The organism is Sinomonas notoginsengisoli, assembly GCF_021554725.1.
Classification (GTDB): Bacteria; Actinomycetota; Actinomycetes; order Actinomycetales; family Micrococcaceae; genus Sinomonas; species Sinomonas notoginsengisoli.
This window is the reverse complement of record NZ_JAIZDP010000005.1, coordinates 127,645-145,846: the sequence shown is the minus strand read 5'-3', so window position 1 is coordinate 145,846 and position 18,202 is coordinate 127,645. Positions and strand designations below refer to the sequence as shown.

Genomic DNA, 18,202 nt, shown 5'->3' with positions numbered 1-18,202 from the left:
CGTTCCGCGCAGGGCAACTCTTGAGCGCCGATGCAGCGGAAGGGGCCGGATCCGTGACGGATCCGGCCCCTTCGGGTGGGTAGGGCCTGTGGGACTTGAACCCACGACCAAGGGATTATGAGTCCCCTGCTCTAACCGGCTGAGCTAAGGCCCCATAGGGCGCGCTACGTGCCCCGCGAGGGACCGGACCGCACCTGGGTCTCCACCATCGTAGACGAGCGCACGGGGTGGGGCGCACGCGAGGCGAGCGGCCGGCGTCGTGCGCAGGACCCTACAGGGACTCGGGGCCTGCATCGGCGCCGCGGTAGAGCGCCTCGAACGTATCCATCGTGGCCTTGATGCCGTGCTTCTGGACCATGCGATGACTCTCGGCCCCCATGCGGGCGCGCTCCTGTGCCGGCAGGCTGAGGACCGCAGTGATCTTGGCCGCCAGGTCGTCGCTGTCATTGGGCCGGAAGAGATAGCCGTTCTCGCCGTCGGCCACAAGGTGCGGGAGGGCCATCGCGTTCGCGAGGACCACCGGCGTGGACGCGCTCATTGCCTCGAGCGTGACAAGGGACTGGAGCTCGGCCGTGCCGGGCATGCAGAACAGGTCCGCGCGGAGGTAGGCACGGCGCAGCTCGTCGTCCGGTGCGAGTCCCAGGAAGCGAACCCGGCTGCGCACGCCCAGGCTGTCCACGAGCCTCTCGAGCGCCGGGCGCACCTCTCCCCCGCCGACGATTTCGAGGTGGGCATTGAGCTCGGCCGGCATCTTCGCGATCGCCTCGATGAGCACGTCCACGTGCTTTTCCTCCGCGAGCCGTCCCGCGAACAGCACCGTCGGGTAGGGATTCCTCTCGATGACCTCGTCCGGCCGAGGCTCGTACGCGGCGACGTCGATCCCGTTGGAGAGCGGCAGGACCTCGCTGAGGAATGCATGGTCGCGCATGGCCTGGGCGGCGAGCGGCGTCGGCGTCGTGACCACATCCGCCTTGCCCATGACCTTGCCCATGTCCTTCCATGACTGCCGGCCCACGATGTTCAAGAACCACTGCGGGAACGGCAGGAAGGGGTTGAGGTTCTCCGGCATGAAATGGTTGGTCGCGACCACCCGGATGCCTCGCTTGACCGCCTCGTACAGGACGTGCTCGCCGATCATGTAGTGGCTCTGGATGTGCACCACGTCGGGCTGGACGTGGTCGAACAGGAGCGCGATCTCCTTCTTGACCTCCCAGGGGAGCACTATGCGCCAGTACTCGTGGGTCGGCACCGAGTGGGAACGGAGGCGGTGGACGATGGCCTCCGGGCGCACCTCGGTGAAGCTCTTTCCCTTGTCGGAACGAACGGCGGCAACGTGCACATGGTGTCCCCGGGCGGTCATGCCCTTGGCGAGCCGGTACCCGAACTGCGCGGCGCCGTTGACGTGGGGCGGATAGGTGTCGGCACCGATGAGGATAGTCAGTGGCTTGCTGGTCAGGTCCGTCTCGGGTTCAGGCGTAGTCACGAGCTCTCCTGGTCGGGCGGACCGGCGGTTCCGGTCCGCGTGCACAGCGGCCTGCTCGGAATGGATCAGCCGCCGGTGTGGGAACGTGCATCGGGCCCGGATCCTCCAAGGAGCTCGCGGGCGGCGTCCTTCTTCCGCTTCGCGACCTCCGGGTGGTGCCGGGACAGGGCAATGACCCCCACGATAGCAATGACGGCGGCCGTGGCCATGGCAACGGCGAGCACAGGCGGCACGTCGGGACGCAGCTCGCCGAGGATGGTGATGCCAATCGCAATGCCGACGATCGGATCGATCACCGTCAGGCCGGCGATGACGAGGTCGGGGGGGCCCGACGAGTAGGCGTTCTGGACGAACCATGACCCGAGCGCTCCGGCAGCGACGATCGCGACAACGGAATACCACTGGACATTGAGCAGGAATTGCCCGTTCGAGGCGAGGAGGTCGCGCCCGATGATGCGCGTCAGGACGGCGACGAAGCCGAACAACACGCCCGCGCCGAGGATGAAGACGAACGCGCTCAGCCGATGGCGGAACATGACGGCGAGCCCTCCGAGCACCCCGACGGCGAGGGCCAACAGGAGGACGATGGTGAGCTCCTCCTCGGGCCCAACGTGGTGGTTCTCCACGGTTGCGTTGACCGCCAGCAGCACGAAAAGGGCCGAGCCCGTCACGCACGCGCTGATGGCCACGACGGTGGCGCGGTTGATCGTGATGCCCTGGTCCCTCGAGTTCACCACCGTGGTGATCACGAGCGCGATCGCCCCGATCGGCTGGATGACAGTCAACGGCGCCGAGACGAGGGCGATCGTGTTGCACAGCATTCCGGCCACGAGCAGCGACAGCCCGAGTATCCACCGCGGGTTCCTGAGCAGTCGCACGAAGCCCCGGGAGCTCAGGGCGAGGCCGCCCATGTCGGCCTTGACGGCACTTCCCTGCCGCTGCGCACCGATCGCGAGGAAGAATGCGCCGAGCACGGCAAGCAGGACAGCGAACCACACCATCAGCGGCCGCCTCCCCTGCCGTTGTCCCCGAGCCTCGTCTCACGGACAGGGCGCCCCTTGGCCACAATGGCCCGGAAGTAGTTCACCGCGGCAATCCAATGCCCGATGAGACCCAGGATGAGAAGCGCCCAGGCCGCGGCCGAGTAGCCTGCGGCGCCCGGGACGGACAGCTTCGACAGCACCAGCAGCGGAGTGCCGATGAGCAGGAACGCGGTGCGGACCTTGCCGATCTTCGATACCGGGAGATCCGGGTGGCTGCGGAAGTAGAACATGGAGGCGGTACCGAGGACGAGATCGGGGACGAGCAGCGCGGCGAGGTACCACCACTGGACAACGCCCCCCAGGACGAGCGTCAGGGCGACTGCGATGAGAGCCAGCCGGTCAGCCGCGGGGTCGAGGACCCGGCCGAGCGCCGAGACCTGGCCGAGACGTCGGGCCACGTAGCCGTCCACCCAGTCGGTGCTGCCCATGATGGCGAGGACGGCCACCGCCCAGCCGTACTCCTTCTGGGCCAGGACGAGCCACATGAAGAGAGGTACGCCGAGGAACCTCAGGACCGTGATGACGTTGGGCATGGTGAGGACGGCGCTCGTCTCGGCCCGCTCGTTGCCAGGCCGCGCTCCGGCATTGAACATCCTCATCGTCGCCGCACCGCATGCCCTCGGCACAGCCGTGACTCCCGTTCGCTCTCGGGCAGAGTACCGCTATTCACGTGAGCGCCTCTGGGCCGCTCAGCTCTTCACCAGCTTGCGCAGGAAGACGACGAATGCCGTGGCCGAGACGGAGAACACCGCAAGGGGTGCCCAGCGTTCCTTGAGCATCTCCGCCGCGTCCGCGCCGCGCCCCGCGCCCCCAGCATCGATGCTGTGGGAACCCAGGCCGCTGCCCGCCGTCGTGCCCGTCCTGGCGAAGGGGACGCGGCTCGCACCCCCCGCGACGCTCGACTTGAGGTCGTTGGCAAGGTAGCCCGCCTGCCGCTTGAGGTCCATCTCGGCGGCCAGCCCCTCCCTCACATCCAGAAGATGCTCCCGGCGCTTCTCGAGCCGCTCACGCAGCTCCGCCTCCGACGGCGGCGGCAGCTTGACTTTGCCGCGGGCACGGTCTCCCGCGTCCTTCTCCAGCTTCGCCCTCGCCTTCTCGGCTTCCTTCGTAGCCTGAGCGCGCTTGTACTGGATGGTCGACGGATCGAGCAGGCGCGGGTCGAAATTACGGCCTTCGGTCACGACCCCAATATCATGGCGCACTCCACGAATGGCGTCGGCCGGCATGAGCGGCATGGCCTTTTTGACCCAGCGCATGCCGATGAACGCCGCGATCGCGAGGATCACGAGGAAGGCTGCGCTCACGATCAGGGCGGCGAGCCATCCGGGCATCACGGTGGCCAGCCCGAGGATGGCTGCCACGACGAGCGCGATCACGAGGAGGCCGAGGAAAACGAGGGCGACGCCGAAGAGGCCTGCACCGATGCCTGCCTGGACCCCCCGCGCTTTGAGCTCGATCTTGGCGAGCGTGAGCTCATCGTTCAGCTGGCGCGGTGCGAGCCGAGCCGCCTGGCCTACCAGGTCCGGCAGAGCAGCCAGCTTGGGCCGCCGGTTGTCCGGCATGCTGTGGCGTCCACTCATCGTCGTCGGGTCCCTTCCTGTCGGTCCGGAACGCGCGAGGCGCAATCCGTGACCAAACTACCATCCAGTCGTCGGAAGGGCCCGTTGCCGCACAGCGCACCTGCGCAGCGGTGATCTGCAGTCAGGGCGACGAGGGAGTCCCTGTGCCGAGCGCGCCGAACGTGGCCTCGACCTGCAGGAACTGCTCCGCCGCAGTGACGGCCGCGCTGAACGCGTCAGCGTCTGTCGTGGATCCTCGGGGGCCGCGCGGGAGCCACTCGTGGCGTTCGGTACGGATCGTCTGGAAGCCCTGCCGCGGAGGCGCGTAGTAGATCGCGAAGCGTTGGACCGGCCACCCGCCAGGCGTCTCGGGGGCCACGAGCAGGGCGGAGCGCAGGGCGAAATTGACCCACTGCGCGATAGGGCGGCGCTGGTCCCGCACGAACATTCCGTCGTTGAATCCGGTCGCCGACCCCTCGCCGTAGACACCCTCGAATCGGGCACGCCAGATGGTCAGCAGGGGACCCTCGTAGCGCGTCCACCCGGCGGGAAGGCCGGTCGGAGCGGATGCCGACGGCTCGGACATAGGTTCATGATAAGACGACAAGGGCCCCGACTCAGCGGGGCCGAACGCCCTGGAACAGGGGCAATCGCACGAATGCTCCCCCGACTGGACTCGAACCAGTAACCCTTCGATTAACAGTCGAATGCTCTGCCAATTGAGCTACGGGGGACCGACTGCACATTGCTCCCCCGACTGGACTCGAACCAGTAACCCTTCGATTAACAGTCGAATGCTCTGCCAATTGAGCTACGGGGGATTGCAGCGGGTCCCACCCTATCAGGGCCCGAGCCCGGACGAGAAATCGGGTCGGCGAGACCGAATCAGTCCTCTGAGCGCAGGGCGCGGCGGCGCAGTTCGAGCTCCATCAGGCCGCGATTGAGCCGCTGGAACTCCTCGGGCGAAGCGGCCGGGTCGAGCCGCTGCAGCTGGCCCATCATCTCGGCCTTCTGGGCCGTGATCTGCAGCTCGGCGAGCCCAGCCAGGATGTCCCGACAGTACCGCTCGAGGGACTCTTCCGTGGTGGCGGGAAGGGGCGTGACCGCGAGTTCCGCCAAAAGCGGCCGCAGCGGCTCGGGAAGCTCGTGGCGCACACGCTCGATCCAGGCCGCCGTGGCCTCCTGAGCGGCAGGGCGTCCGGCCGCGACAAGGGCGGAATGGAGGGCCGAGTGGGCGGGCGCAGCAAATCGGGCCGCAGCGAATTCCGTCCACGACCCGTCTCGGACCATCTGCGGCTGCTGGAGGACCACTTCGAGCGCTTGGCGCTCCATGACAGCCACCGGATCGCGCGGGTCCGGCGTCCACGCGGGGGGCGAGAAGGGAGCGGGAGCCGGCCCGTCGGCGTCGTGCGCCGACCGCGACGACTTCTCGTGGCGCCCCTGCTGGGGAGTCCACGGCGACCCGGACGACGACGCTCTCTTCCCGGCGGACGCGACGGCCCATGCGACGTCTTCGAGGGGCACCCCCAGCCATTTCGCAAGCTCCCGTGTGTAGGCGGGGCGGATCGCATGGTCGCGGATCTGTGCCACGACGGGAGCGGCCTCGCGCAGCGCCGAGACACGACCCTCGACTGACTCGAGGTTGTGCTTGCGCAGAGTTGCCTGGATCGCGAACTCGAAGAGGGGGCGGCGCGTCTCAATGAGCTGGCGGACGGCCGCGTCGCCGCGGTGCTGACGCAGCTCGCAGGGGTCCATGCCGCTCGGCTCCACAGAGACGTACGTCTGGGCGACGAACCTCTGGTCCTCCTCGAACGCCTTCAGCGCGGCCTTCTGGCCAGCGGCATCGCCGTCAAAAGTGAAGACGACCTCTCCCCCGGTCCCGTCATCGGAAAGGAGGCGGCGGGCGATCTTGATGTGCTCGGCACCGAACGCCGTGCCGCACGAGGCCACTGCCGTGTCGATGCCTGCGAGGTGGCACGCCATGACGTCCGTGTAGCCCTCCACCACGACGAGCTGGCGCTTCTTGGCGATATTGCGCTTCGCGATGTCGATCCCGTAGAGCACCTGCGACTTCTTGTACAGCGCCGTCTCCGGGGTGTTGAGGTACTTGGGCCCTTGGTCGTCGTCGAAGAGGCGGCGTGCACCGAACCCGATGACGTCCCCCGCAATATCGCGGATGGGCCAGATGAGCCGCCCCCGGAACCGGTCGTACAGGCCTCGGTTGCCCTCGGAGAACATCCCTGTGAGCCTGAGCTCCTCATCCCGGAAGCCCTTGGTCCGCAGATGCTTGAGCAGGCTGTCCCAGCCCTGCGGGGCGAATCCCACGCCGAACTGCTCGGCGACATGCCGCTCGAAGCCCCGCTCGAACAGAAACTGCCGGCCTGCGGCGGCCGCCGGTGCGAGGAGCTGGGATTGGAAGAACTCTGCGGCGATCTTGTGCGCGTCCAGGAGCCGCTGCCTGCGGCCGACCTCCTCGCGGCGCGGGCCGGCGCCGTCCTCGTAGCGGAGCTCGTAGCCAATGCGTGCAGCGAGCTTCTCGACCGTCTCGGCGAAGCCGGTATGGTCCATCTTCATCACGAAGCTGATGACGTCGCCGCTCTCACCGCAGCCGAAGCAGTGGTAGGTGCCCACATGGGGCCGTACGTGGAACGAGGGAGAGCGCTCATCGTGGAAGGGGCAGAGGCCCTTCCACGAGCCGATGCCGGCACTCTTGAGGGTCACATAGCCCTCGACGACCTCCCTGATGTCCGTGCGGGCGCGGACCTCCGCGATGTCCTCAGGTTTGATCAGGCCGGCCACTCGACCCACCTTAGTCCCCCCACTGCACCGGGCATCGGGCTCACCAGAGGCTCGGGAGGCTGCCCACGAGCCTCTCGTACCACGCGAGGGCCGATGCATCCGTGAGGGAGGCCACCTGGTCGACGACGACGCGCCGCCGCCCGGCGTCATCTTCGGCGGCGCGCCAGTCGGCAGCGAACATGGGGTCGAGGTGGCGGTCGCCGGTGGCGCTTAGAGCGGTCACGAGCGCGTGGAGGACTTCGCGCTGGCGCTCGTAGATCGGCTGACGGTGGTCCGTGGTCATGACGAAGGTGGTCGCGAGCCCCTTCATCACCGCGATCTCCATGACCGTCTCCTCGGGCACCATGATCTCGCCTGCGTAGCGGGTGAGGGGAGCCGCTCCGTACGCTGCCCGGGTCAGGGTGAGCGCGCTGTCGCAGAAGCGGCCGATGAGCTGGCTCGTCATGTTCTTCAGGGCTGCCATCGCGCGACGCGAGCCATCCGCCTCGCGCACCCATATGGGAGTGGCCTCGAGGCGCGCAAGGGCGGCGTCGATCTCGGCGGGCTCGCTGTGCGGGAGGTACCACTGCTGTGTGTAGCCCACCACGCGGGCCCGATGGTCTGAGTTCTCCATCCAGCGCAGCTGGAATTTGCCGGCCACGATCGCGTCCTCCACATCGTGCACCGAGTAGGCGATGTCATCGGATAGGTCCATGACCTGGGCCTCGATGCACGAACGTCCCGAGGGTGCGCCGCCGCGGATCCACGAGAAGATCGGCAGGTCATCCTCGTAGGCACCGAACTTGCTCGTGCGGTGTCCGTGGATGAGCGGCGCGTCGACTGCCGTCCAGGGGTACTTGCACGAGGCGTCGAGGCTGGCACGAGTGAGATTGAGGCCGGCCGGGTGACCGTCACGGTCGAGGACCTTCGGCTCGAGCCTCGTGAGCAGGCGGAGGGTCTGGGCATTGCCCTCGAAACCGCCGATCGCGTGGGCGATGTCATTCAACGCGCTCTCGCCATTGTGGCCGAAGGGCGGATGGCCGAGGTCGTGGCTCAGGCACGCCGCGTCTACGACGTCCGGGTCGCAGCCGAGCACCCTCCCGAGCTCCCGGCCCACCTGCGCGACCTCCAGTGAATGGGTGAGCCGGGTCCGAACGAAGTCGTCGGTATCCGGGGCCACGACCTGTGTCTTCGCTCCAAGCCTCCGTAGCGCCGACGAATGCAGTACGCGCGCCCTGTCCCGCTCGAAGTCGCTGCGGTACGACTTCTTGGGCGGCTCGACCACCCAGCGGCTGCAATCCTGTTCGGAGTACCCGCGAGTGTCTTCCGCGACAGCCTCAGCCACCGGACACGTCCAGCTCGGCGGCGGCGATGTCCCTGCTCTGCGAGTCATTCATCGAACGGCTCTCGAGCCACCGGTGTGGAAGGGCAGGCCTCTTGGGCGATCCTGCCCTGCCGCGTGGACCCTCGGCTTCGACGCCCGGGTACGGTGCGTCGGAGTCCAGGAGGTCGAGCAAGCCCGCCAGCTCCTCGAGCGTGTTGACCTGCGCGAGGCGCGCCCGTAGTTCCCCGCCCACCGCGTATCCCTTGAAATACCAGGCCACGTGCTTGCGGATGTCGCGCAGCGCCTTGCCCTCTTCCTCGAAGTACTCGACGAGGAGCTGCGCGTGGCGGAAGAACGCCTCGCCCACCTGGCCCAGACGAGGGCGGATACGGTCCGCGCGGCCCTCGAACGCCGCCTGCAGGTCGCCGAACAGCCACGGGCGACCCTGGCATCCGCGCCCGACGACGACGCCATCCACTCCCGTCTCGCTCACCATGCGCACAGCGTCCTCGGCGCTCCAGATGTCCCCGTTGCCGAGCACCGGGATATCCGGCAGGGCCTCGCGGAGCCGCGCGATAGCGCTCCAGTCGGCGGTGCCCGAGTAGAACTGGGCGGCCGTGCGGCCATGCAGTGCTACTGCAGCGACACCTGCGTCCCTCGCGATCAGCCCTGCGTCGAGGTAGGTGAGGTGATCCTCGTCGATCCCCTTGCGCATCTTGATGGTCAGCGGGACGCCGCCCCTGTCCGCCTCGCGGACCGCAGTCCGGACGATCTGGGTGAAGAGGTCCGTCTTCCACGGCAGGGCTGAGCCACCGCCGCGTCTGGTGACCTTGGGCACAGGGCAGCCAAAGTTGAGGTCAATGTGGTCCGCCCGGTCCTCCTCGACAAGCATGCGCACGGCCTGACCCACCGTCAGCGGGTCCACACCATAGAGCTGGACCGATCGCACCGCCTCGTCCGGGTCATGCCTGATGATCCTCAGCGACTCGGGATGCCGCTCGACGAGCGCCCGCGACGTGACCATCTCGGAGACGTACAAGCCGCCTCCGAACTCACGGCAGAGCCGCCGGAACGCGGTGTTGGTGATGCCGGCCATCGGCGCGAGCACCACGGGTGTGTCGATCATGAGCCGACCCAGCTTCAGGGGCGGCAGCTCAAGCCGCACGGGCTCCGCAGCGGAGGCCGCCGAGGGCGCGTGAGGAAGGACGGTTGGCACAGCAGTCACCGTTCCATTGTGTCAAACAGCGCAAATCGAGCATGGGCAGCCACACCGGGGGCTCAGGCTGCCTCCTCCGCGTTGCCGCCGGCACCAGCCGTCCTCTCCGTGGTGGTCTGCGGGAGCGTGAGGGTCAGGTGCCCGTCCTCGAACGACGTCGCGGGACGCACGGGATCACCAGGGCGCCACCAGTAGACGTGCGGGCTCAGGGGCGCGAGTTCGTCCTGACCGAGGATGGAGTTGAGCTCGAGCATGGACTCAACCCCGTTGAGCGTCATGCTCTCCTCGATGACGCTGAACGTGATCATCCTCAGAGCCGGTACGCCGAAGAAGACCCCGAGCGGGCCCGGCTCGATGCCGAAATGCTCCATGAGCCGCTCCGGATAGGCCAGCCATGAGGCCTGCTGCGGGTGCTCGGACTCGAGGAGGAGCACGGCCGTCCCGTCCTTCATGAAGGCCTGGGCCTCACCGAGGCCAGCCGAGAAAAGATTCTCCTCGGCGGCGTCCCATGCTGCCTCGAGCCCTCCTGCTTTGGCCAGGTGGACGTCTGAGAGGAGCATGGACGCCTGCTCGCGTCGGATCGCCATGATGAGCGGCAGGCCTGCGACATCCTTCGCGTACGTGTAGTCCTCGATGAGCTGGTGAGGCGGCATCCGGTCCGGGGCGACGAACCGTGGGAAGAGCCGCTCTCGGAGGGCCGGGCCGGCATATCCGATGCTCCCAGGCGCGGTGCTCCCCTGGACTGCCGCCCCGATGACCTGCCTCACGATCGCCTCTGCCATTGCGCCCCACTCTGACTCAGGGAGCTGACGCGCCTCTGTCGCGATAGCTCGGAACCCGAGCTGCGCGCCTGCTCCCGTGAAGGGACCGCCCATGACCGCGATGTGCGTGCCCAGGTCCTTCGCCCGGAACCCGAGACTGCGCACCGCGTCCGCGCAATGGCGTCTGAGTGCATCCGCCTGCCGGACGCTGAACTCGGGCAGGTGCGGGTCGCCCGGCTCATCCGGAGGACGAGTGCTCCCCCGCGGCCGCTCGCCGACTCCTCGCATCACGTTCCCCGTGGACCGCGCGCGGTTGCGCTGGGCCTTTCCCATACCGAACTCCCTTATCCCGTGCCTCGGGCGCCTCCTCGGATGCCCGTTCCAGACGGTACGCAGGCCTGCACACGGCCCGGGAGCCCAATACTCCCCTATGTGGATAACCCGTCGACAAAAGGCCAATCGCTAGCTCTGGGTCAACAGCACAGAAGGTCGGCACCGACGATAGGGTGGGCGTATGGCCACCCTAGGCGACGGCCGCCGTCTCCGGCCCGAGCGCAGGCCGCGAGCACTGCAGCCCGGCAGCCTGTGGCTCTACGATGCTGCGCGCCGGGCCTTCACGGGGCTGAAGGACCTGTTCCGGGTCGAGGTACTCCCCACCGGTCTTGAGGGCGTTCCGCCCGGCCAGGTTGTCCTCGCGATCACGCACTTCGGCTATCTCGACTTCGTGGCCGTGGCGCTGCTGTGGTGGGAGAGGAGGCAGGACCGCTTGCGGTTTCTCGTGGGCCCGCGCCCTTACCGGAGCCGCCTGCTGGGCGCCGCGATCACGGCATGCGGGGGCCTGGCGGTCGTGGGCAGGCCGAACCACGCGAGCCTGTCCGCATCGCTCAGGGCACTGGATGCGGGCTGGAGCATTGCCCTCTTCCCGGAGGCCGGCGTGAGCCGAAGCTTCACCGTGCGGCGCTGCCATACGGGAGCGGTGCGCATGGCGCAGCAGACCGGCGTCCCGCTCATCCCGGTGGGCGTCTGGGGCGGGCACCGCATCACGACCCGCGGGCATGGGACAACGCCGGAGCGCGGCAGCGGCTCACTTGCCGACCTCTGGAGGGCACCCATCCGTACACATTTCGGCGCGCCGGTGGACCTCTCTGCCGCCGCCGATCCCGCAGACGCCGCGCGCCGCCTCCAGAGAGCGCTGCAGGATGCGGTCGACGTCGCGGTCCTCGACTTCCCGCTTGGCCATCCGGCTGGCGCCTGGTGGGTCCCGGCGAAGTTCGGCGGCGGCGCACCGACGGAGGCGGAACGGGATATCTGGGATGCCAGGGACGCCGTCAACGGGCTGCGGCCTGAGCGCGACAAGATGTGAGGCCGCACGCTAGACCGCCTTCAGCGGCACCTCACGTCCATCGCCCTGCTCCTGCGACCCACGGCGCGACCCCTCCCCCGGCGCGCACCGGTCAGTCCCCAAGGGTCAGGATAGCCGGCCCGATCTGCTCGGCGGACCCCGATGCGAGGAGCGGATCGACCGTGGCACGGAGCGCTGTCATGGAATCATCGATCTCAAGCCGGACAGGGTGCTGGTACGCGATGAGCGCGAGGAGGCCCCGCACGGCGTCCTGTGCGTCGTCAGGCGTGAGGCGCACGTCATGGCCTAGCAGCACTTCGCTCGGCTGCTCGGCCGCGGCGCTCGCCGGTCCGGCGTAGCTCACAGCGAATGCCCTCAGCCGCCCCTTCTTCCGTGACGGCGTCGCACCGGCCCCGAACGCGCTCACTGCGGGCGCTCGGAGCACGACGGCTCCGTGGGCGCCCGCCGCATCGGAGAGGAAGAGCTGCTGGGCACGCCCTACGCTGATCGGCGCAGGGGGGTCCCACGCATGGACCTGGGCGTAATAGCGGCCGACGGCGTCGCTCAGCTCGACCGAGCCGGTCGCCAGGTCCTCCACAAGGGGCGAGGAATCGCCGGCATCGGTACCGTCGCCGAGCACGGGCAGCTTCAGGACCCCCGGCTTCACGAGGACCTCTCGGGAGCGTTGGAGCAGGGCGAACCCGGCATCCTCGGCGAACGCTTTTCCCGGCGTGCCCTCGGTGACCTTGGTGCGGAGCTTCACCCCTCCGCCGGTCGCCTCGTCGGGAGCTGAGGCTGCCGCCGCACGCAGCCTGCGCAGCAGCTCGCTGCCGACTCCGGCTCGACGATGGTCGCGCGCCACTTCGACGTACGCCCATAACCGCTGCGGGTGGAGGACCGCCCGGTACACGACGGCTGCCGCGACAGGAATGCCCTGATCCTCCGCCACGATGCACCGGCGCCACACCTGGGTCGAGCCGGGTGCGGCGGCCGAGGCCGCGCCGTCGTGCGCTGCTACGCCATCCGCGTCCGGCGCGAACGCCCCACGGAACTGTTCGGCAGCTGCGCCCTCGGCATCGCCCCACAGCTCGAGGAGCGTCCGGTCGTCGCCCTCGCGCCAGGGCCGGTAGGTCAGCTGGGCCACGGAGGTCCTACTTTCCGAGGCGCTCGAACAGGTAGCCCGAGACCTTGTCGAGGGAGACGCGGTCCTGGGACATCGTGTCCCGTTCGCGGATCGTCACTGCCTGATCCTCGAGCGTGTCGAAGTCCACCGTGATGCAGAACGGGGTGCCGATCTCATCCTGGCGGCGGTAGCGCCGGCCGATCGCGCCGGCGTCGTCGAACTCGATGTTCCAATGCTTGCGCAGCTCGGCACCGAGGTCCCGTGCCTTCGGCGAGAGGTCCTCATTGCGGGACAGCGGCAGCACCGCAGCCTTGACGGGCGCGATTCGCGGGTCGAGGCGGAGCACGGTGCGCTTGTCCACGCCGCCCTTCGTATTGGGGGCCTCGTCCTCGGTGTAGGCGTCCACGAGGAAGGCCATCATGGACCGGGTCAGGCCGAACGACGGCTCGATGACGTACGGGATGTACCGCTCGTTGCTGGCCTGGTTGAAGTAGGCGAGTTCGTGGCCGGAGGCCTTCGAATGGCTCGAGAGGTCGAAGTCAGTGCGGTTGGCGATGCCCATGAGCTCGCCCCACTCGTTCCCCTGGAATCCGAAGCGGTACTCGATGTCGATCGTGCCGGCGGAGTAGTGGGCGCGCTCGTCCTCGGGGACGTCGAACTTGCGCATGTTCTCCGGATCGATGCCCAGATCGACGAACCAGTTCCAGCACGCGTCCACCCAGTGCTTGAACCACTCGTGCGCGTCGGCCGGTGCGGTGAAGAACTCGATCTCCATCTGTTCGAATTCACGCGTGCGGAAGATGAAGTTGCCGGGGGTGATCTCGTTGCGGAACGCCTTGCCGATCTGGCCGATGCCGAACGGCGGCTTCTTGCGGCTGGTGGTGAGCACGTTGTTGAAGTTGACGAAGATGCCCTGGGCCGTTTCCGGGCGCATGTAATGGAGGCCATCGGCGTTGTCCACGGGACCGAGGAAGGTCTTCATGAGGCCCGAGAACATCTGCGGCTCGGTCCACTTGCCGGTGGTGCCGCAGTCAGGGCAGGTGATCGACTCCATGCCGTTCTCCGGCTGGCGCCCCTTCTTGGCCACATACGCCTCGATCAGGTGGTCCTGCCGGTGCCGCTTGTGGCACTGTAGGCACTCGACGAGCGGGTCGGTGAACGTCGCCACGTGCCCCGAGGCCTCCCAGACCTGCTTGGGCAGGATGACGGAGGAATCCAGGCCCACCATGTCCTCGCGGCCGCGGACAAAGGTCTGCCACCACTGCTCCTTGATGTTCTCCTTGAGCTCCACGCCGAGGGGGCCGTAGTCCCAGGCGGAGCGGGAGCCTCCGTAGATCTCACCCGCCTGGAAGACGAATCCGCGGCGCTTGGCCAGGGAGACGATCGAGTCCAGTGGGGTCTTCGGTGCCAAGGGTTTCCTCCAGAGAGTCAGGCCGCTGGGTGCGGTCCTCAAGGTATGCGCTTCTAAGACTACCGGCGGGCGGCAGGGGCTGCTCACGTGGCGACGCACGACGGCGCGTGGTCAGCGCCCGCGGAGCTGGGCACGGTTCCAGGGCAACGTCGCCAGGACCATCGCCGCAAGCGTCGCGAGGGTGCCGACCACGGTGGGGAGGGCGACGGCGCTTCCCGCGACGGGGACCAGCGCATCCAGCGCGAGGGATCCGAGGAGCTGGCCGGCGATCACGCCAAGACCCGTGACCAGGACGCCGAGGTGCCGCACGAGCACGGCCGTGAGCGCGATGTACGCGACGCCGAGCGCGCCGCCCGCGTACAGCCACGCGTCGGCGGGTGCCGAGGGCAGTGTGCTGCCGCTCCCGCCGGCGGCGATCGTGATGCCCCAGGCCACCGCGAGGGCGGCCGTCCCGGAGATGAAGTTCACAAGGGTGGCTGTGAGCGGGCTGCGGTACGCCAGGGCGCTCGCGCCGTTCATCGCCGAGGAGAAGCTCTGGAAGAAGCCCGCGAGCACCGGAAGGAGGATCAGGGCGAGGAGGGCCGCGGCGTCGGAGACGACGAACTTCGGGGCCACCGCGAGGGCCACGGCGGCGAGCGTCAGCACGGTCGCGATCACGCGCATCCCGGTGAGCGGGCGGCGTCGCCCCTGGGCGAAGCCGACGCGGTCCACGAGCAGGCCGCTCACGGTCTGGCCGGTCACGACGGCGACCGTGAACACCGCGATCCCGAGGATTCCGACTGCGGTGGTCTGGGCGAGGACGAAGAGTGCCCCGAGGAAGCCCGCCCCGACGTACCACCAGGGGATGCGGCCCTCGCGGACGGCAGGCAGGATCTCACGGACGCCGGAGCGCGCGGAAGGCAGGACCGCGGCTGCGACGAGCATGAGCACGAGTCCCGTTCCGAAGCTCGTGAGGGCGGCCGCGAAGGCATCGCCCAGCCGCATCCCGAGCGCCCCGTTGATGCGGCCCTGTGCCGGAAGGGCGAGGCCTGCCGCTATGGCGGCCGCGAGGCCCAGAGGCACGGGCAGTCGGCGGGTGCGGGTCGCGGGCCTAGCCTAGAGTTGCACCATGACGCGCCGCGAATCACCTGCCGCATCTGGCTCCTCCTCCGACTCGCAGGACGTCGAGGTCCGGGAGGGCACCATCCGGCTCGGGCAGCTGCTCAAGCTGGCCTCGCTCGTGGAGGACGGCGTGGAGGCCGCGGACCTCATCCGCAATGGCCTCGTCAAGGTCAATGGGGACATCGAGGAAAGGCGCGGGCGCCAGCTCATCGTCGGCGACGTCGTCGAGGTGAACGGGCAGACAGTCCGGCTGGTCCGGCGCCCCTGACCGCCCTCGAGGACGTTCAGCCCTTTGCCACCGTGAGTTCGAGGAACTCCTTGACGTGCGCGATCTCGGGGCCGCTGATGCTGTGGCCGATCCCGGGGTACGTGACCTTGGTCAGATCGACATGTCCGCGGACCCACCCGATCGTGTACTCGACCTTGTCCGGAGTGATGATGGGGTCGGCCTGGTCACGGCCCCAGAACATCGGCAGGGCGGCGTCGAGCTCGGAGTCGCGGAAGTAGGCGTAGTCCTCCTCCCCCGCTGCGACGGGGTCGATTGCGAACCCGGAGAGGCCGACCACCGCGGCGAAGTCGGCGGGGCGGCGGCGCACGAGCGAGGTCGCCATCGCCATGCCCATGGAGAATCCGAGGACGGTGACCGAGGTGTGCTGCGAGCGGACTCCATCGAGCCACGCGAGGACATACTCAGTCGCGGCCTCGACGGAGTCCATCGTGAAGTCCTGGGCTGCCATGAGGGGGAACCACTGGTACGCGCCCGGGGCCAGGACCTGAGGCGCGCGCAGGGAGGCCACGGTGAACTGCTCCGGGAAGTACGGGGCAAGGCCCATGAGGTCGGCCTCATTGGAACCATAGCCATGGAACAGGACGATGAGCGGCGTGCCCGCCCGCTCGTCCTCAGGCCGGTTCCAGAGCGCGTAGTGCTCGGGGTAGTGGGCCGGGTAGTTGGCTCGCTGGGCGTGGGTCGCGGCGTCTGTCATAGACCCATTGTTCCACATAGTTGAAGTATCAAGTAATCTACGGCTTCATCCGCCAAGGAGACCGTGGAGCGCCTCGTTGAACGCCTCCGGGAACTCGAGGTGCGGCGAGTGCCCGCAGCCCGGGAGCTCCACCTCGGTCACGGCCCCGCCCGCCGCCCGGTACGCCTCGAGGACGTGACGTGTCTGGGCGACCATCGGCTGCGGCGGGGCCATCTCCTCGCCCGGCCACCCGGGGACCACGCCGAGCTGCCCTAGGTAGTTCAGGTCCGCCATCGAAGCATCCGAGACGATCGCGTCGGCGTCCCCGTGGATCCACACGACCGGAGGCTTGTCCGGCAGGTCAACGATGCCTGAGAGGTCGAGGTGGCCCGGCGACATGGAGTTGAGCACTCCAGAATCGCCGGGGGCGAATCCTGGCCATGAGGACGACGCCGCGGACGTGCCCGGGTAGTTTCCGTCGCCGATCGCTGTGGTCAGCATCGAGGCGACCCAGACATCCTCATGGGGCGACTCGAAGCCCGGGTGGACATAGGCTGCACGGTAGACGGAGCGGGGCGAGGTCGGCGCATCGGCCGAGGTGTCCTTGGCCTTCAGCCTGGCAACGAAGTCGGGGTTCACTCCCCCGGCCCCCGTGCCGGCGTCGTCCTCCGTCAGGCGTCGGCCGTCAAGCCCAGCGGTCCCTCCGAAGCCGTACGGTGAGACCGGTGCTTGGAGCGTCATCGAGAGCACCGGATGGTCCAGGGCGTACTGCAATACGACGCCCCCGCCCATGCTCCACCCGACCAGGTGCGGCACCCCGAGGCCGAGCGTTTCGACCACGGCAGCGAGGTCATCGCTGTAGTCCGAAAGGCCCCGGCGCGCATCGACCGGCAGGACTTCGCTGCCCCCGAAGCCGCGCAGGTCGACGGCCACCGCCCGAAAGCCGGGCGGGAGATCGAGCATCGCCTGCTGCCAGAATAGGGACGAGGAAACGTTGCCGTGGACGAAGACGACCGCCGGGGCGTCTGCGGCGCCCGGCGAATCCGAGGCTCGCTCGAGAATCTGGGCGTCATAGCGGGCCGTGGGGACGCGTCGCGAGGTGATGCCATCGAAGAGCATGGCGCCACGCTATTCAGCCGAAGCGGACAAGGGAAGAGAAAACTGAAACTCAATTCATGTTACCTTCGAGTAGAACAAGATATGCTGTGCGGCGCATAATGGTCTCGTGAGCGACATGACTCCGACGACCCGTTCGGAGGCGGACCTCCCCGAAGGGCACCGTCACCCATGGCACCGGTACGTGGCCATCGGGGACTCATTCACCGAAGGGATCGGCGACCCAGACCCTCGGCACCCGGGCCGCCACCGCGGCTGGGCCGACCGCGTGGCCGAGGAACTGGCCCACGGCTCCGAGGACTTCGCCTATGCCAACCTCGCCATCCGGGGGCGCCTCCTCGGGAAGATCCTCGACGAGCAGCTCGAACCGGCCCTCGAGCTGCTCCCGGACCTCGTCTCGGTCTCCGCGGGCGGCAACAACCTGCTGCGGCCGGGAAGCGATCCGGACGCCCTCGCCGTCAGGCTCGACGACGCCGTTGGCCGTCTCGCGGACGCAGGGGCCACCGTACTGCTCTTCAACGGCCCGGACGTCGGCTCAACCCCGGTCCTTGCGGCCATCCGGGGCAAGGTGGCCATCTACAACGAGAATCTGAGAGTGGTCGCCGCGCGGCACGACGCCGTGATCGCGGACATGTGGGGGCTCCGCCAACTCTCGGATGCGCGGATGTGGGACACGGACCGGCTCCATTTCTCGCCGCTGGGCCACCACACGATCGCGATCATGGCGCTTGAGGCCCTCAATGTGAAGCACGGGCTCACGCCCATGGAACCCAGCCCGATGCCTGCGCGCAGCTGGCGTGCCGCGCGGGCGGAAGACCTCGTGTGGGCTCGGGAGTTCTTCGTCCCGTGGGTGATCCGAAGGCTTCGGCACAAGTCGAGCGGCGACGGCGTCCTGGCGAAGCGTCCGACGGCGGAGCCCGTCTTCGGCGCGGGCGCCCCCTTGGGCTCGGGGGAACCCAGCTGACGTCCAGCGTCCACTCATG

At 68.4% G+C, this 18,202-nt stretch carries 17 protein-coding genes and 3 tRNA genes; 3 read left to right on the top strand and 17 right to left on the bottom strand.

The window, feature by feature from the left end; translation table 11 throughout:
• Positions 1-80: 80 nt before the first annotated feature.
• From LF262_RS10635 to LF262_RS10580, 12 genes are all read right to left on the bottom strand, one after another.
• Positions 81-154 (bottom strand) — tRNA-Ile (locus tag LF262_RS10635).
• 117 nt (positions 155-271) lie between these two features.
• Positions 272-1,483 (bottom strand): glycosyltransferase, encoded by a 1,212-nt coding sequence (locus LF262_RS10630; RefSeq protein WP_235780325.1) that lies wholly within the window; start codon positions 1,481-1,483, stop codon positions 272-274.
• 65 nt (positions 1,484-1,548) lie between these two features.
• Complete coding sequence (locus LF262_RS10625; protein ID WP_235780323.1) at positions 1,549-2,484, bottom strand: DMT family transporter; 936 nt, start codon at positions 2,482-2,484, stop codon at positions 1,549-1,551.
• Complete coding sequence (locus tag LF262_RS10620) at positions 2,484-3,125, bottom strand: CDP-alcohol phosphatidyltransferase family protein (protein ID WP_235780322.1); 642 nt, start codon at positions 3,123-3,125, stop codon at positions 2,484-2,486. The genes LF262_RS10625 and LF262_RS10620 overlap by 1 nt, the downstream gene beginning before the upstream one ends.
• 90 nt (positions 3,126-3,215) lie before the next feature.
• Complete coding sequence (locus LF262_RS10615) at positions 3,216-4,106, bottom strand: phage holin family protein (protein WP_235780321.1); 891 nt, start codon at positions 4,104-4,106, stop codon at positions 3,216-3,218.
• A 121-nt stretch (positions 4,107-4,227) separates the two neighbouring features.
• Positions 4,228-4,671: a hypothetical protein gene (locus LF262_RS10610; protein WP_235780320.1), complete on the bottom strand. Its 444-nt coding sequence runs from the start codon at positions 4,669-4,671 to the stop codon at positions 4,228-4,230.
• Positions 4,672-4,746: 75 nt separating this feature from the next.
• Positions 4,747-4,819, bottom strand: a tRNA-Asn gene (locus tag LF262_RS10605).
• A gap of 14 nt (positions 4,820-4,833) precedes the next feature.
• Positions 4,834-4,906: transfer RNA gene (locus tag LF262_RS10600), tRNA-Asn, on the bottom strand.
• A 64-nt stretch (positions 4,907-4,970) separates the two neighbouring features.
• Entirely contained in the window at positions 4,971-6,884 is a 1,914-nt protein-coding gene (dnaG, locus tag LF262_RS10595; RefSeq protein ID WP_235780319.1) for a DNA primase, read from the bottom strand.
• Between the two features lie 40 nt (positions 6,885-6,924).
• Positions 6,925-8,256 carry a deoxyguanosinetriphosphate triphosphohydrolase gene (locus tag LF262_RS10590; protein ID WP_235780318.1) on the bottom strand — a complete coding sequence of 444 codons (1,332 nt, stop codon included), beginning with the start codon at positions 8,254-8,256 and terminating at the stop codon, positions 6,925-6,927.
• Positions 8,201-9,403: a tRNA dihydrouridine synthase DusB gene (dusB, locus tag LF262_RS10585; RefSeq protein ID WP_372462768.1), complete on the bottom strand. Its 1,203-nt coding sequence runs from the start codon at positions 9,401-9,403 to the stop codon at positions 8,201-8,203. The genes LF262_RS10590 and dusB overlap by 56 nt, the downstream gene beginning before the upstream one ends.
• 62 nt (positions 9,404-9,465) lie before the next feature.
• A complete protein-coding gene (locus LF262_RS10580) occupies positions 9,466-10,497 on the bottom strand; it encodes a hypothetical protein (RefSeq protein WP_235780317.1) in 1,032 nt (343 codons plus the stop codon).
• Between the two features lie 181 nt (positions 10,498-10,678).
• On the opposite strand from LF262_RS10580, the gene LF262_RS10575 reads away from it, so the two are divergent.
• Positions 10,679-11,527, top strand: a complete 849-nt coding sequence (locus tag LF262_RS10575; RefSeq protein WP_235780316.1) for a lysophospholipid acyltransferase family protein — start codon at positions 10,679-10,681, stop codon at positions 11,525-11,527.
• A gap of 91 nt (positions 11,528-11,618) precedes the next feature.
• Here the strand turns inward: LF262_RS10575 and LF262_RS10570 are convergent, their stop codons facing one another.
• From LF262_RS10570 to LF262_RS10560, 3 genes are all read right to left on the bottom strand, one after another.
• On the bottom strand, positions 11,619-12,650 hold the full coding sequence (locus LF262_RS10570; RefSeq protein ID WP_235780314.1) for a GNAT family N-acetyltransferase: 1,032 nt from the start codon (positions 12,648-12,650) through the stop codon (positions 11,619-11,621).
• Between the two features lie 7 nt (positions 12,651-12,657).
• Positions 12,658-14,040 (bottom strand): glycine--tRNA ligase, encoded by a 1,383-nt coding sequence (locus tag LF262_RS10565; RefSeq protein WP_235780312.1) that lies wholly within the window; start codon positions 14,038-14,040, stop codon positions 12,658-12,660.
• A gap of 111 nt (positions 14,041-14,151) precedes the next feature.
• Positions 14,152-15,102 (bottom strand): DMT family transporter, encoded by a 951-nt coding sequence (locus LF262_RS10560; RefSeq protein WP_235780309.1) that lies wholly within the window; start codon positions 15,100-15,102, stop codon positions 14,152-14,154.
• Between the two features lie 46 nt (positions 15,103-15,148).
• On the opposite strand from LF262_RS10560, the gene LF262_RS10555 reads away from it, so the two are divergent.
• On the top strand, positions 15,149-15,409 hold the full coding sequence (locus LF262_RS10555; RefSeq protein WP_235780307.1) for an RNA-binding S4 domain-containing protein: 261 nt from the start codon (positions 15,149-15,151) through the stop codon (positions 15,407-15,409).
• A gap of 16 nt (positions 15,410-15,425) precedes the next feature.
• Here the strand turns inward: LF262_RS10555 and LF262_RS10550 are convergent, their stop codons facing one another.
• Both LF262_RS10550 and LF262_RS10545 read right to left on the bottom strand, forming a co-directional pair.
• Entirely contained in the window at positions 15,426-16,124 is a 699-nt protein-coding gene (locus tag LF262_RS10550) for an alpha/beta hydrolase (RefSeq protein ID WP_235780305.1), read from the bottom strand.
• Positions 16,125-16,169: 45 nt separating this feature from the next.
• On the bottom strand, positions 16,170-17,222 hold the full coding sequence (locus LF262_RS10545) for an alpha/beta fold hydrolase (protein WP_235780303.1): 1,053 nt from the start codon (positions 17,220-17,222) through the stop codon (positions 16,170-16,172).
• Between the two features lie 115 nt (positions 17,223-17,337).
• Here LF262_RS10545 and LF262_RS10540 point away from each other — a divergent pair, with 115 nt between their 5' ends.
• Complete coding sequence (locus tag LF262_RS10540; protein WP_235780443.1) at positions 17,338-18,183, top strand: SGNH/GDSL hydrolase family protein; 846 nt, start codon at positions 17,338-17,340, stop codon at positions 18,181-18,183.
• Positions 18,184-18,202: the final 19 nt, after the last annotated feature.